Source organism: Burkholderia sp. F1 (assembly GCF_050813845.1).
In the GTDB taxonomy this organism is placed as follows: Bacteria; Pseudomonadota; Gammaproteobacteria; order Burkholderiales; family Burkholderiaceae; genus Burkholderia; species Burkholderia ubonensis.
In genome coordinates this window covers 1,527,835-1,541,389 of record NZ_CP172421.1, presented here as the reverse complement: position 1 = coordinate 1,541,389, position 13,555 = coordinate 1,527,835, and the positions used below count along the sequence as shown (strand labels likewise).

The 13,555-nt window shown below is 68.8% G+C and carries 12 protein-coding genes; 3 read left to right on the top strand and 9 right to left on the bottom strand.

All coding sequences use genetic code 11. The features are described 5' to 3' along the window. Positions 1-130: 130 nt before the first annotated feature. A complete protein-coding gene (gene alaS, locus ACFIMZ_RS07500) occupies positions 131-2,755 on the bottom strand; it encodes an alanine--tRNA ligase (protein WP_431822072.1) in 2,625 nt (874 codons plus the stop codon). 312 nt (positions 2,756-3,067) lie between these two features. On the opposite strand from alaS, the gene ACFIMZ_RS07495 reads away from it, so the two are divergent. Beyond that, on the top strand, positions 3,068-4,288 hold the full coding sequence (locus ACFIMZ_RS07495; protein WP_431822071.1) for a CaiB/BaiF CoA transferase family protein: 1,221 nt from the start codon (positions 3,068-3,070) through the stop codon (positions 4,286-4,288). A 30-nt stretch (positions 4,289-4,318) separates the two neighbouring features. On the opposite strand, the gene ACFIMZ_RS07490 is transcribed toward ACFIMZ_RS07495, so the two are convergent. Further along, positions 4,319-4,873: an RBBP9/YdeN family alpha/beta hydrolase gene (locus tag ACFIMZ_RS07490; protein ID WP_431822070.1), complete on the bottom strand. Its 555-nt coding sequence runs from the start codon at positions 4,871-4,873 to the stop codon at positions 4,319-4,321. A gap of 135 nt (positions 4,874-5,008) precedes the next feature. After that, positions 5,009-5,218: an ornithine acetyltransferase gene (locus ACFIMZ_RS07485; RefSeq protein ID WP_431822445.1), complete on the bottom strand. Its 210-nt coding sequence runs from the start codon at positions 5,216-5,218 to the stop codon at positions 5,009-5,011. A 264-nt stretch (positions 5,219-5,482) separates the two neighbouring features. On the opposite strand from ACFIMZ_RS07485, the gene ACFIMZ_RS07480 reads away from it, so the two are divergent. Next, the gene (locus tag ACFIMZ_RS07480) at positions 5,483-7,192 is read left to right on the top strand and encodes a glutamine--tRNA ligase/YqeY domain fusion protein (RefSeq protein WP_431822069.1); all 1,710 of its coding nucleotides are present in this window, start codon (positions 5,483-5,485) and stop codon (positions 7,190-7,192) included. A 100-nt stretch (positions 7,193-7,292) separates the two neighbouring features. Here ACFIMZ_RS07480 and ACFIMZ_RS07475 read toward each other — a convergent pair whose 3' ends face one another. The 3 genes from ACFIMZ_RS07475 to ACFIMZ_RS07465 form a co-directional block, all read right to left on the bottom strand. Beyond that, positions 7,293-7,763 carry an NUDIX hydrolase gene (locus ACFIMZ_RS07475; protein WP_431822068.1) on the bottom strand — a complete coding sequence of 157 codons (471 nt, stop codon included), beginning with the start codon at positions 7,761-7,763 and terminating at the stop codon, positions 7,293-7,295. An 11-nt stretch (positions 7,764-7,774) separates the two neighbouring features. After that, entirely contained in the window at positions 7,775-8,161 is a 387-nt protein-coding gene (locus ACFIMZ_RS07470; RefSeq protein ID WP_431822067.1) for a hypothetical protein, read from the bottom strand. A 103-nt stretch (positions 8,162-8,264) separates the two neighbouring features. After that, positions 8,265-9,605: a cytochrome-c peroxidase gene (locus tag ACFIMZ_RS07465; RefSeq protein ID WP_431822066.1), complete on the bottom strand. Its 1,341-nt coding sequence runs from the start codon at positions 9,603-9,605 to the stop codon at positions 8,265-8,267. A 226-nt stretch (positions 9,606-9,831) separates the two neighbouring features. On the opposite strand from ACFIMZ_RS07465, the gene ACFIMZ_RS07460 reads away from it, so the two are divergent. Beyond that, positions 9,832-11,418, top strand: coding sequence for an acid phosphatase (locus tag ACFIMZ_RS07460; protein WP_431822065.1), 1,587 nt, complete (start codon positions 9,832-9,834; stop codon positions 11,416-11,418). A gap of 89 nt (positions 11,419-11,507) precedes the next feature. Here ACFIMZ_RS07460 and ACFIMZ_RS07455 read toward each other — a convergent pair whose 3' ends face one another. The 3 genes from ACFIMZ_RS07455 to bcsG are packed head-to-tail and all read right to left on the bottom strand — an operon-like array spanning position 11,508 to position 13,552. Further along, positions 11,508-11,771, bottom strand: a complete 264-nt coding sequence (locus tag ACFIMZ_RS07455; RefSeq protein ID WP_431822064.1) for a hypothetical protein — start codon at positions 11,769-11,771, stop codon at positions 11,508-11,510. 48 nt (positions 11,772-11,819) lie between these two features. Beyond that, positions 11,820-12,014: a hypothetical protein gene (locus ACFIMZ_RS07450; protein ID WP_431822063.1), complete on the bottom strand. Its 195-nt coding sequence runs from the start codon at positions 12,012-12,014 to the stop codon at positions 11,820-11,822. Beyond that, a complete protein-coding gene (gene bcsG / locus ACFIMZ_RS07445; RefSeq protein WP_431822062.1) occupies positions 11,996-13,552 on the bottom strand; it encodes a cellulose biosynthesis protein BcsG in 1,557 nt (518 codons plus the stop codon). Before bcsG ends, ACFIMZ_RS07450 begins: the two co-directional genes overlap by 19 nt. Positions 13,553-13,555: the final 3 nt, after the last annotated feature.

Genomic DNA, 13,555 nt, shown 5'->3' with positions numbered 1-13,555 from the left:
CACCGGGCATAAACGCAAAACGACCCGATCGGGAAATAACCGATCGGGTCGTTTCATGCGATCCCGTCAAAAGAATCGCGCTATGCCGGACAGCGCACCGCTCCAACAGGCGGCGCGCCGATCGGGCCGATCAAAGCCGCTCTTCGACCCAGCCCTTGACGCCCGCGAGCGCCGCCGGCAGGTTCGCCGGCTCGGTGCCGCCCGCCTGCGCCATGTCCGGACGGCCACCGCCCTTGCCGCCGACCTGCTGCGCGACAAAGTTCACGAGCTCGCCGGCCTTGACCTTCTTGCTCGCGTCCGGCGTGACGCCCGCGATCAGGCTGACCTTGCCGCCTTCGACTGCCGCGAGCACGATCGCCGCGCTCTTCAGCTTGTCCTTCAGCTTGTCGACGGTCTCGCGCAGCGTCTTCGCGTCCGCGCCGTCGAGCGTCGCGGCCAGCACGTGCACGCCACCGACTTCGACGGCCTGCTGCGCGAGCTCGTCGCCCTGGCTCGATGCGAGCTTCGACTTCAGCGCGCCCAGCTCCTTCTCGAGCGACTTCACCTGGTCCTGCACCTGCGCGATGCGCTGCGTCAGTTCCGACGGCTGGGCCTTCAGCGCCGCCGCCGCTTCGTTCATGCGCGCATCGAGGTCCTGCACGTAGCGCACCGCGTTGTCGCCGGTGATCGCCTCGACGCGGCGGATGCCGGCCGCGACGCCGCCTTCCACCACGATCTTGAAGAAGCCGATGTCGCCCGTGCGGCTCACGTGCGTGCCGCCGCACAGTTCGCGCGAGAAGCCAAGGTCGAGCACGCGGACTTCATCGCCGTACTTCTCGCCGAACAGCGCCATCGCGCCGCCCTTCACCGCTTCGTCGTACGGCATCACGCGCACGATGCCCGGCGCGTTCGCGAGGATTTCGTCGTTGACGATCCGCTCGACGCGACGGATTTCGTCGTCGGTCAGCGGCGCGTTGTGCGCGAAGTCGAAGCGGGTCTTGTCCGCGTCGACGAGCGAGCCCTTCTGCTGCACGTGCGCGCCCAGCACCTCGCGCAGCGCCTTGTGCATCAGGTGGGTCGCCGAGTGGTTGCGCTGGGTGCGCGCGCGGCGGTGCGCGTCGATCTCGGCGCGCAGCACGTCGCCGACCTTGAGCAGGCCCTGCTCGAGCGTGCCGTGGTGGCCGATCACGTCGGCCTGCACCTTCAGCGTATCGCCGACCGCGAAGCGCGTCGACGCATTCGCGAGCACGCCCTGGTCGCCGACCTGGCCGCCCGATTCCGCGTAGAACGGCGTGTGGTCGAGCACGACCACCGCATCCTGCCCGGTCTTCACTTCGTTGACGGACGAGCCGTCGACGTACAGCGCGACGACCTTCGCGTCGTCGAACGCAATCTCTTCGTAGCCGTGGAAGGTGGTCTTCGCGCCCGTGTATTCGAGGCCCTGCGCCGCCTTGAACTTGCCGGCCGCGCGCGCCTGCTCGCGCTGGCGCGCCATCGCGTCGTCGAACGCCGGCTCGTCGACCGTCATCCCGCGCTCGCGGCACACGTCGGCCGTGAGGTCCAGCGGGAAGCCGTAGGTATCGTGCAGCTTGAACGCGAGCTCGCCGTCGAGCACCTTGCCGCCCTTCGCTTCGACGTCGGCCAGCGCGGCCTCGAGGATCGACATCCCGTGCTCGATCGTCTCGAAGAAGCGCTCCTCTTCCTGGCGCAGCACGTCGGTCACGCGCTGCTCGGCTTCCTTCAGCTCCGGATACGCGACGCCCATTTCGGCGACGAGGTCGGCCACCAGCTTGTGGAAGAACGAGCCCTTGCGGCCGAGCTTGTAGCCGTGGCGGATCGCGCGGCGCACGATCCGGCGCAGCACGTAGCCGCGGCCTTCGTTGCCGGGGATCACGCCGTCGACGATCAGGAACGAGCACGCGCGGATGTGATCGGCGATCACCTTCAGCGAGTTGTTGCCGAGGTCGCTGATTTCGGTCACGCGCGCGGCGGCCTTGATCAGGTTCTGGAACAGGTCGATCTCGTAGTTGCTGTGCACGTGCTGCAGCACCGCGGCGAGCCGCTCGAGGCCCATGCCGGTGTCGACGCACTGCTTCGGCAGGCGCGTCATGTTGCCCTGCGCGTCGCGGTTGAACTGCATGAACACGAGGTTCCAGATCTCGATGTAGCGGTCGCCGTCTTCCTCGGGCGATCCCGGCGGGCCACCCCACACGTCCGGGCCGTGATCGTAGAAGATTTCCGTGCACGGGCCGCACGGACCCGTGTCGCCCATCGTCCAGAAGTTGTCCGACGCGTAGCGCGCGCCCTTGTTGTCGCCGATCCGGATGATCCGTTCGACCGGCACGCCGACTTCCTTCGCCCAGATGTCGTACGCCTCGTCGTCTTCCTGGTAGACGGTGACCCACAGCTTTTCCTTCGGCAGCTGGTAGACCGTGGTCAGCAGCTCCCACGCGAACTTGATCGCGTCGTGCTTGAAGTAGTCGCCGAACGAGAAGTTGCCGAGCATCTCGAAGAACGTGTGGTGGCGCGCGGTGTAGCCGACGTTCTCGAGGTCGTTGTGCTTGCCGCCGGCGCGCACGCTGCGCTGCGACGTGGTCGCGCGCGAGTACGGGCGCGACTCCGTGCCGAGGAACACGTCCTTGAACTGGACCATCCCCGAATTCGTGAACATCAGCGTGGGGTCGTTACCGGGCACGAGGCTCGACGAGCGGACGATCGTGTGGCCCTTCGATTCGAAGAATTTGAGGAATTTCTCGCGGATTTCGGCAGCTTTCATGGCGTGCGGGGACGGTCTGGCTAAGATGCTTCAAACGCCGGCGGCCCTCGCGGGCGCACGGCGGCAGGTTTCTGAAACGATCGATTATACGGGATAGATCCGGGTGCGCGGCCGGCGGGCCCGGGCAGCGCCCGTTCCGTCAGACTTGAACCCGGTTTAAGCCCGCTCCTGGCCCGCATTTGGTCCGATTGCGCCCCGATCGCGGGGCCGCCGGGCCACCCGCGCGCGCGATTCGCCTTAAGATGCTCGCCATGCCGCTCGCCTTGCCCGCGCCGCGCGGCACGGCCAAGCCATAAAGGAGACGAACCGACGATGGGTGCCCTCAGCCATATCCGCGTACTGGACCTGACCCGCGTGCTCGCGGGCCCGTGGTGCGCGCAGACGCTTGCCGACTTCGGCGCCGACGTGATCAAGGTCGAGCGCCCCGGCGCCGGCGACGACACGCGCCACTGGGGGCCGCCGTACCTGAAGGACGCGGACGGCGCGGACACCGCCGAGGCCGCCTACTACCTCGCCGCGAACCGCAACAAGCGCTCGGTCACGGTCGACATCGCGACGCCCGAAGGCCAGCGAATCGTCCGCGAGCTCGCCGCGCAAAGCGACGTGGTGCTGGAAAACTACAAGGTCGGCCAGCTGAAGAAATACGGGCTCGACTACGAGTCGCTGCGCGCGGTGAAGCCCGACCTCGTCTACTGCTCGGTCACGGGCTTCGGCCAGACCGGCCCGTATGCGCACCGCGCGGGCTACGACTTCATCATCCAGGGGATCGGCGGGTTCATGAGCATCACCGGCGAGCGCGACAGCGAGCCCGGCGGCGGCCCGCAGAAAGCCGGCGTCGCGATCTCCGACCTCGCGACGGGCCTCTATTCGACGATCGCGGTGCTCGCCGCGCTCGCGCATCGCGACCGGACGGGCGAAGGCCAGTACATCGACATGGCGCTGCTCGACGTGCAGGTCGCGCTGCTCGCGAACATGAACACCAATTTCCTCGCGAGCGGCAAGCCGCCCGTGCGCTGGGGCAACGCGCACCCGAACATCGTGCCTTACCAGACGTTCCAGACGCGCGACGGCTGGATCATCGTCGCGGTCGGCAACGACGGGCAGTTCCGCAAGTTCGTCGAGGTCGGCGGCCGCGCCGAGCTCGCCGACGACGAGCGCTTCGCGACCAATCCCGCGCGCGTGCGCCACCGCGACACGCTGGTGCCGATCCTCGCGGACATGGTGAAGACGCTCGGCAAGGACGCGTGGATCGCGGCGCTCGAGGCGGCCGGCGTGCCGTGCGGGCCGATCAACGATCTGGAGGAAGTGTTCGGCAACGAGCAGGTCGTCGCGCGCGGGATGAAGGTCGAGCTGCCGCATCCGTGCGGCGCGAACGTGAAGCTCGTGCGCAATCCGATCCGGATGAGCGCGACGCCGCCCGACGCGCGCTCGGCCCCGCCGCTGCTCGGCGCGCACACCGACGCCGTGCTGCGCGAGCTGCTCGGCTACGACGACGAACAGCTTGCGGCGCTGAAGGCGAAGCAGGCGATCTGACGGTCCGGCGGTCCGCTCGGCGCGGCGCGCTCAGCCTGCGACCGCCAGCGCGTCGAGCCATCCGCGCGCGGCGGGCCAGTCGCCGAGCCCGCTGTCCGCGTTGATGTGGCCGCGCAGGCCGATGTCGTGGAAGTCGCTGCCCCACGCGTTCGCGCACGCACGCGCGAACGCCGGCGTGCCGTACGGATCGTCGCTGCTCGCGATCACCCGGGTCGGGAACGGCAGCCGCTCGCGCGGCACCGGCCCGAACCCGTGCGCATCGGCCGGAAACGCCGGCCCGGCCGGATCGGGCAGCGCGACGAGCAGCGCGCCCCTGACCTTCGCGAGCGCGGCCGGGCGCGCGTAGCGCATCGCCCACCAGGCCGTCGTCAGCGTGCCGAGGCTGTGCGCGGCGATCAGCACCGGCGCGCGCGCCGCCTCGACCGCGCGGTCGAGCGCGAGACACCAGCCGTTGCGGAACGCGCGGTCCCAGTCGGGCATCGCGACGCGCACGAAGCGCGCGTCATCGCGCTCCCAGCGGCTCTGCCAGTGCTGCGGGCCGGAATTGCCGTAGCCCGGCAACACGAATACGAGGGGGTGAGTCATGCGGGGGTCCGTCAACGCTTGGCGTTGTCGTGATGGGTCGACGGAGTGTCGCACATCCGTTCCTCCCTGAGGCTGCCCGTCAATATTCAGACCATCGGAAGGATGTGCGAAGGCGGCGCCAAGCGCCGCCGCCGGTCAGCGCACGTTGGCGCCGACGATGCCGCCCGCCGCCGCGCCCGCGACCGTGCCGATCGGGCCGCCGGTGATCAGGTAGCCGAGCGCGCCGCCTGCGGCCGCGCCGATGCCGGCATTGCGCTGCGTATGCGTCATCGCGCATGCGCCAAGCTGGGACAGGGCCGCGACGATCACTGCGGTGCGAAAGAGAAAGGTGGTCTTCTTCATGATTGTTCAGTTCCTCCCGCCGCGCGCGAGAGCGCTTCGGCGGCATTGAATCGGTGCTGCCATCATAGAAAACGCCGAATACCGCGGGCAATCCGATTTACGTCGTGTTACAGCAGACACAATGTCGAGATAATGCGCGACGCGCGCCTCCCGCGCGCGCCGGCTCCGCACAACGTGCACGGGCCGAATCCCGCTCAGGTAGAATTACAAGATTAAGCAAGATTAAACCGGCGCAGCGCGCGCCGATCCAAACCTGACTCCATCCGCATGAGCACCGAACGCAACGACGCCCCCGCGGCTTCCAATTTCATCCGCAACATCATCGACGACGACAACCGCACCGGCAAATGGGCCAGCCGCGTCGAAACCCGCTTCCCGCCGGAGCCGAACGGCTACCTGCACATCGGTCACGCGAAGAGCATCTGCCTGAACTTCAGCGTCGCGCGCGACTACGGCGGCGTGTGCCACCTGCGCTTCGACGACACGAACCCGGAAAAGGAAAGCGTCGAATACGTCGACTCGATCGTCGACGCGGTGCGCTGGCTCGGCTTCGACTGGCGCAAGGACGCGGTCGACCATCAGTACTTCGCGAGCGACTACTACGGCAAGCTCTACGAATTCGCCGAGCTGCTGATCAAGCGCGGCAAGGCCTACGTCGACAGCCAGAGCGCGGAAGAGATGCGCGCGAACCGCGGCTCCCTGACCGAAGGCGGCAAGCCGTCGCCGTATCGCGACCGCACGCCCGACGAGAACCTCGACCTGTTCCGCCGGATGAAGGCCGGCGAGTTCCAGGAAGGCGAGCACGTGCTGCGCGCGAAGATCGACATGGCTTCGCCGAACATGAACATGCGCGACCCGGTCATCTACCGGATCCGCTACGCGCACCACTACCGCACCGGCGACGCCTGGTGCGTGTATCCGATGTACGACTACACGCACTGCATCTCGGATGCGCTCGAAGGCATCACGCATTCGCTATGCACGCTCGAGTTCGAGGATCACCGTCCGCTGTACGACTGGGTGCTGAACGAACTGGCCGACGCGGGCGTGTTCACCCGCCCGCTGCCGCAGCAGATCGAATTCTCGCGGCTGAACCTCACGTACGCGATCACCAGCAAGCGCAAGCTGCTGCAGCTCGTGACCGAAGGCCACGTCGACGGCTGGGATGACCCGCGGATGCCGACGATCGTCGGCGTGCGCCGCCGCGGCTTCACGCCGGAGAGCATTCACCTGTTCTGCGAGCGGATCGGCGTGACCAAGGTCGATTCGTGGATCGACATGAGCGTGTTCGAAGGCGCGCTGCGCGACGACCTCGACGCCAAGGCGGCGCGCACGGTCGCGGTGCTCGATCCGCTGAAGCTCGTGATCGACAACTACCCGGAAGACCTGGAAGAAGCGTGCACGGCGCCCGTGCATCCGCACCATCCGGAGCGCGGCGTGCGCACGTTCCCGATCTCGCGCGAGCTGTGGATCGAGCGCGAGGACTTCGTCGAGACGCCGCCGAAGGGCTATTTCCGCCTGTTCCCGGGCAACAAGGTGCGGCTGCGCTACGGCTACGTGGTCGAGTGCACGGGCTTCGACAAGGATGCCGACGGCAACGTGACGGCCGTGCACTGCAACTACTTCCCGGACAGCAAGTCGGGCACCGACGGCGCGAACAACTACAAGGTCAAGGGCAACATCCACTGGGTCAGCGCGAAGCACGCGCAGCCGGCCGAAGTGCGGATCTACGACCGGCTGTTCAAGGAGCCGCATCCGGACGCAGGCGGCGCGAACTACCTCGATGCGCTGAACCCGGATTCGAAGAAGGTCGTGCACGCGTACGTCGAGCCGGGCGCCGGCGACGTCGCGCCGGAAACCCGCCTCCAGTTCGAGCGCCACGGCTACTTCGTTGCGGACCGCGTCGATTCGAAGCCGGGCAAGCCGGTGTTCAACCGGATCGTCGGGCTGCGCGACAGCTGGGGCAAGCCGGCCTGACGGCCCGCCCAGCGATGCGAGGCGCGGCGCAACGCCGCCCTCGCGCGATCATGAAAAAACCCGGCTCGCGAGCCGGGTTTTTGTTTGGCCGCCGCCGCGCTCACGCGCGCGGCAGGCGCCGGTGCAGGTCCGCGAGCGGCAGCGTCGTCCGGAACAGCCGCGCGAGGCTGCGGCTCGCGTACGCATCGACGTCGCCGGGCGCCGTCCAGCGGTACGCATCCATCTCGGGAATCATCGTCCCGTCGCGCCGGCTCGGGAACAGCGACGTGCACACGCAGCGGGCCAGGTCCAGTTCGTCGTCGGCAACGCGCACCGCGAACAGGTGCAGGTCCTTTTCCTGCCGGTATACGAAGCGGCCGAGATCGACGAGCCGGTCCGGCGCGAGCGCGATCCCGGTTTCCTCGAGCAGCTCGCGCAACGCCGCCTCGATCGGCGATTCGCCGGGCTCGCCCTGCCCTTTCGGGATATCCCAGTGCGTCGTGTCCGTCGCGTGCGCGAGGAACACGCGCCCCGCTCCGTCGAGGATCACGACGCCGCACGACACCGTGCGCGGCGCACTGCCCGCTCTCATCGGCCCTGCGCTCAGCGCTTCTGCAGCTGCCACTTGCCCGCGGCGGTCTTGCAGTAGACAGGCTTGAGCGTCATCGACTGGCCCTTCGCGGCGATCTCGGTCGCGATCTCGCGGCAGGTCTTGCCGTCGCGGTCGGCGCTCGTGGGCGTGAGCTTCGCTTCGAGCTGCGTGCGGCCGCCGCTGTTCTGCCAGGTCGTGGTTTCGCCGTCCTTGCCTTCGTCGCGGGCCTGCTGCACGGCCTTCGTCAGCGACGCGGCGTCCGCCTTGCTGAAGTACGTGAGCGGCGTGTCGTTCAGGAAACCGAGATTGCTTTGCGCCTGCGCCGGCAGCGCGGCGGCGACACACGCGGCGCCGGCCAGCAAGCGCGCGACGACGGAAAGGGATGCACGCATCGACATGTTGTTCTCCTTGGCTGATCGATCGAACCGCGCGGCGCGACTCTCTCGTCGCCCCGCGCGTCAGCCAGCGAGGATAGCATGCACGCCCCGCCGGGCGCGCCGCTCAGCGGCTCGCCTGCGTCGCCGCGGCCTGATAGCCGTCGGTCAGCGTGTTCAGGAACGCGATCACGTCCTTGATCTCGGCCTCGTTCAGCGCCGGCTGGTCGCCCGGCTTGCGGTCGAACGGCGGCTCGCGGTTGATGTTGTCCCAGTAGCGCTTCGGCAGGTCGTCGAAGCGCTGCACCTTGCCGTGCACGACCGGATAGAACTTCTCCGGACGGATGTCGCGCTCGACGTAGAACCGCATCACGTCCTCGAGCGAGTGGTAGACGCCGTTGTGGAAGAACGTCTTGCGCGTCGCGACGTTGCGCAGTGACGGCGTGCGGAACAGCCCGCAGAACTCGCCGCGCCCCTTCAGGTCGGTACGCTCCGGCCCGCACGCGCCGAGATCGTAAAAGCGCGGGTCGCGGTTGACGGGCAGCGCGCGGTTGCGCGGCACGCCGATCGCGATCAGCCCGAAATCGCTGAACTGCGGCGGGCCGCCTTCGAGCGTGCGCTGGCTCAGGTGGCAGCTCGCGCAGTTGCCCTTCTTCTCGTCGTTGAACAGCTGCAGCCCGCGCAGCTCGGCGGGCGTGAGCTGCGCGCGGCCCGCCAGGAACGCGTCGTACTTGCTCGTGTACGGATCGAACAGCGCCGGCTGCTGCTGGAACGCGTCGAGCGCGCGCAGGACCGCGTCGAAGGCCGCCTGGTCGTCGGCGAGCACCTTGTCGCCGAACGCGTTGCGGAACGCGTCTGCATACGGCGCCGCGCGCACCGCCTTTGCGACCCGCGCCGGCGAGCTGCTCATCTCGAACGGCGACGTGAGCGGAATGCGCGCCTGCGCGTCGCGCGTGTCGACGCGGCCGTCCCACGTCAGCCCGCCCGTCGGGCCCGCGTCGACGCTTTCGTCGCCCTCGTCGGGCGAATCGTGGAAGTGCTCGCTGAACGCCGGAATGCCGCGCAGATACTTCAGCGACGGCACCGCGCGGAACCCCGGGCGACGCATGTCGTCGCCGCCGAGCTGCACCGACAGCGCGTTCGGCGGCCCGAACGCATGCTCGGCGCTATGGCACGACGCGCACGCGAGCTTGCCTGACCCCGACAGCGACGGATCGAAGAACAGCTGCTTGCCGAGCGCCGTCATCTGCTTCACGCCCTCGAACACCTGCGCACGCGTCTGCGGCTGGCTGGCCGGCGCGACCGCGGGCGTGGCCTGCGCGGCCGGCACGACGGGGACGACTGGCGCGCTCGCGCCGGGCCGCGCATCGCAGCCGGCGAGCGCCGCGAGCCCGGCGGCCAGCGCCAGCGCCGCCGCGGCATGGGTCAACGATCGCGCGAACGCGAAGGAGGTCGGATTGCTGTGCATCGTCGTTCTTCTTGTAGCGGTGGGAAATCGGCCGGAGCTTATGTCAGTTCCGTGACCGTTGCGTGACGATCCACCGACAGCGAATTGAAAGCGCCCCTACACCCGCCTGTCAAATCGGTTCCAGATAATGCGCGCAGCCGGTCGGCGCCCGAAACGAAACCTTTCGCGCCGGCCCCAATACAACCCGGTTCCCACACGCGACAAACAACGAAAGAGAGAACACCGCATGAAGAAGCACGCCTGGATTCGCTACACGCCGATCGCCCTCGCGGCCGCGCTCAGCCTGACCGCCTGCGGCGGCGACGACGTCACGCAGCAGGGCTTGTCGGCCGTCAAGAACGTCGTCGTGATCTATGCGGAAAACCGCAGCTTCGACAACCTGTACGGCAACTTCCCGGGCGCGAACGGCCTGCAGAACGTGACGGCCGCGAACTCGGCGCAGAAGGACCGCGACGGCTCGACGATGGCGACGCTGCCGAAGGTCTGGGGCGGCCTGACCGCGACCGGCATCACGCCGGCGGTCACCGAGGCGATGACGGCGAACCTGCCGAACGCGCCGTTCGCGATCGACGATCCGAACGGCTTCAACCAGTCGATGAGCATCGCGACGCGCGACATCGTGCACCGCTTCTACCAGGACCAGATGCAGATCAACGGCGGCAAGAACGACATGTACGCCGCGTGGACCGACGCGGGCGGCCTGACGATGGGCCACTACACGCCGGACTCGTCGAAGCTGCCGCTGTGGAAGATCGCGCAGCAGTACGTGCTCGCCGACAACTTCTTCATGGGCGCGTTCGGCGGCTCGTTCCTGAACCACCAGTACCTGATCTGCGCATGCGCGCCGCTCTACGCGAACGCGAACACGAGCCCGGCGGCCGGCAAGATCGCGGTCCTGAACGCGGACGGCAAGTCGCTGAAGGTCGCCACGAACTCGCCCGCTTCCGCGCTGAGCGGCTCGCCGAAGTTCGTCAACGACGGCGCGCTCACGCCCGACTTCTACGCGGTCAACACGATGCAGCCGCCGTACCAGCCGAGCGGCAACAAGGCGGCCACGGGCGGCAACCCGCTGCTCGCCGACCCGGCCAACGCGTCGACGATGCCGGCGCAGACGGCGACCAACATCGGCGACCTGCTGACCAACGCGAACGTGTCGTGGGCATGGTACGGCGGCGCGTGGGGCCAGGCGCTGCAGGCGAGCCAGAACGGCACGTCGAACGTGATCTACGGCGCCGACCTGTCGACGCCGAACTTCCAGCCGCACCACCAGCCGTTCAATTACTACGCGAACCAGGCGCCGGGCACCGCGAGCCGCGCGCAGCATCTGCTCGACGGCGGCGCGAACGGCGCGGCGTTCATCCAGGCGATCGACGCGGGCGCGCTGCCGGCGGTGACGTTCTACAAGCCGCAGGGCAACCTGAACGAGCACCCGGGCTACACGGACGTCACGTCGGGCGACCAGCACATCGCCGACATCATCACGCACCTGCAGAACAGCCCGCAGTGGAACAACATGGTCGTGATCGTCACGTACGACGAAAACGGCGGCTTCTGGGATCACGCCGCGCCGCCGACCGGCGACCGCTGGGGCCCGGGCACGCGCATCCCCGCGCTGATCGTGTCGCCGTTCGCGAAGAAGGGCTTCGTCGACCACACGCAGTACGACACGGGCTCGATCCTGCGCTTCATCACGCGTCGCTACGCGCTGCCGCGCCTCGCCGGCCTGCAGCAGCGCGACGACGCGCTGCAGCAGAACGGCGCGCAGCCGATGGGCGACCTGACCAACGCGCTGCAGCTGTCGCCGAACCTGTGACGGCGCAATCGGCCGGCGCAACGCCGGCCATCCCGATGTGGCAAGGGCGGCTTCGGCCGCCCTTTTTCATTTCGGGTGGACCGGCCCGCTCACGATCCGTCGCGGCATATCCTCTCCGGATAGAACTGATTGCCATCCGGGTCGAAAATGATCCCCGCGCCGTCCGGCAACGCTCGTCCGGCGAAGTTCACGACGCCGTTTTCGTCGGAGACGTCGCGATACAGCAAGTCGCCATCGCGCGAGTAGATCGCAAACGGCTTGCCGGGCGCCGACATCACGATGGGCTGCCGAAGGCACCGAACCGGCGGGCGCGCTTGCGCGGCCACCGGCAGCGCGAGCGCGGCGGCCGCCACGACGTGCAGCAGGCGAGCATGCAGGCAGTGCGGTACGCTTGGCATCGCCTACCCCCGCAAGCCCATCAGCTTCGCGAGCGCGGGCCACCGGTCGAGCGCGTCGAGATACGCGCGGCGCGCCTGCTCGTCGACGTAGCGATCCGGATCGAGCGCCGGCAGATGGCGCGCGAGCCCGATCACGTCGTTGGGTTGCGACAGCCGATCGTCGTGGCCGTCGGTTGCATTCACTTTTCGTCGATCCATACGCCATCCGGAGTCTTGACCGCGTAGCCCGCGGCCGTCTGCATCGTCACGGTGCCCTCGTTCTCGCCGACCATCCGCGTGCGCGGCAGGTCGGCCGCGTATTGCGCGAGCGTCGCGCCCGGCTTGAACGGGCTGTTCGACACGAGGTTCGACAGCAGCTGCGCGAGCGCGAGGAAGCTCGACGGCTGGTCGATCACGGTCGTCGTGCCGTGGTTGCCCGGGAAGCCGACGAGCCGCACGCCGACCGGCACGTGCACGATGCGCGGCGTCGGGATCTCGCGCAGGCCGGCCACCTGGTTCCTGTCGCCGCGCAGCGCCGCGCCGTGCTCCGGCACGAACACGATCACCGCGCGCCGGCCCGACGACGCGATCAGGTCGGCGAGCCGGTCGAAGTCGTTCATCAGCTTCGTCGCGCGCTGCGGATACGAGTCGATGCTGGTCAGCGAGCTGCCGACCACGCGGTTGCCGTCGTGCAGGCTGATCGTGTTGTAGTACAGCGCGACCGGCCCCGGCGCCGACGCGCGCTGCGCGTACCAGTTCGCGAGCGTCGCGTAGTCGTCCTTGATCGCCGAGCCGTCGAACGCGTGCATCGCGACCGGCGCGTCGGCGTTCGACACCAGCGGCGCGTCGGGCACGCCGAGGTTGTCGTGGATCAGCGCCAGGAAGTTGTCGAAGTGGCCGTCGTGGTTCAGCAGCGACTGCGCTGTGTAGCCCGCGCGCGCGAGCTGCGCGAACAGCTGGCACTGCCGCGGCGCAGGCTCGTACAGGTCCGCATGCGCCTCCTGCCCGCAGCTCGCGCGCAGCACGCGGATCGCCGCCGGGCCGCTGTAGCTCGCGGCCGAGCTGAAGTTCGTGAACAGGTAGTCGAAGCGGCTCAGCATCGGATGGTTGCGCACCTTCGCCGCGTCGAGGTCGTCCCACGCGAGCGAGCACACGTGCAGCACGATCACGTCGAACTGCGTCGCCGGATCGCCGCCGAGATGGCCGAACGCGGCCTGCCGCTGCGACTCCTGCGCGCGGAACGCGGCGAGCGCCGCGTTGTGGTCCTCCGGCTGGCCGGCGCGCGCCGCGCCCGCCGACGGCGCCTGCGCCTGCGCGTTCGACGCGATGCGCGCGACGATCCCGCTGCCCGCCTGCCACAGCGGCAGCGCGACGAGCGCGATCAGCACGAAGGTCGCGACGCGCAGCCAGCGGTTGACGACGAAGTACGCGACGAGCGCGCCGGCCACGACGATCAGCAGCATCGGCGGCAGCAGGCGCGGCAGCAGCTCCATCCAGTACTCGAGCCGGAACGTGCTCACTTCGCGCAGCGCGTCGGCGAGCCGCGCGAGCGGCGGCGCGTGCGCCTCGCGCGCGAAGAGCGCCACCGCGATCGCGAGCGCCGCGACCTGCCGCACGATGCGCCAGCCGCGCCGCCGGATCGGCGCGCTCGCCGCGAGCGCCAGCGCGAACGCGAGGTTCGCGAGCCACAGCGGCTGCAGGCGGTCCGTCGCGTACAGCGCGAACTTCAGGATGAAATACAGGTTCCAGAACGTCATCGA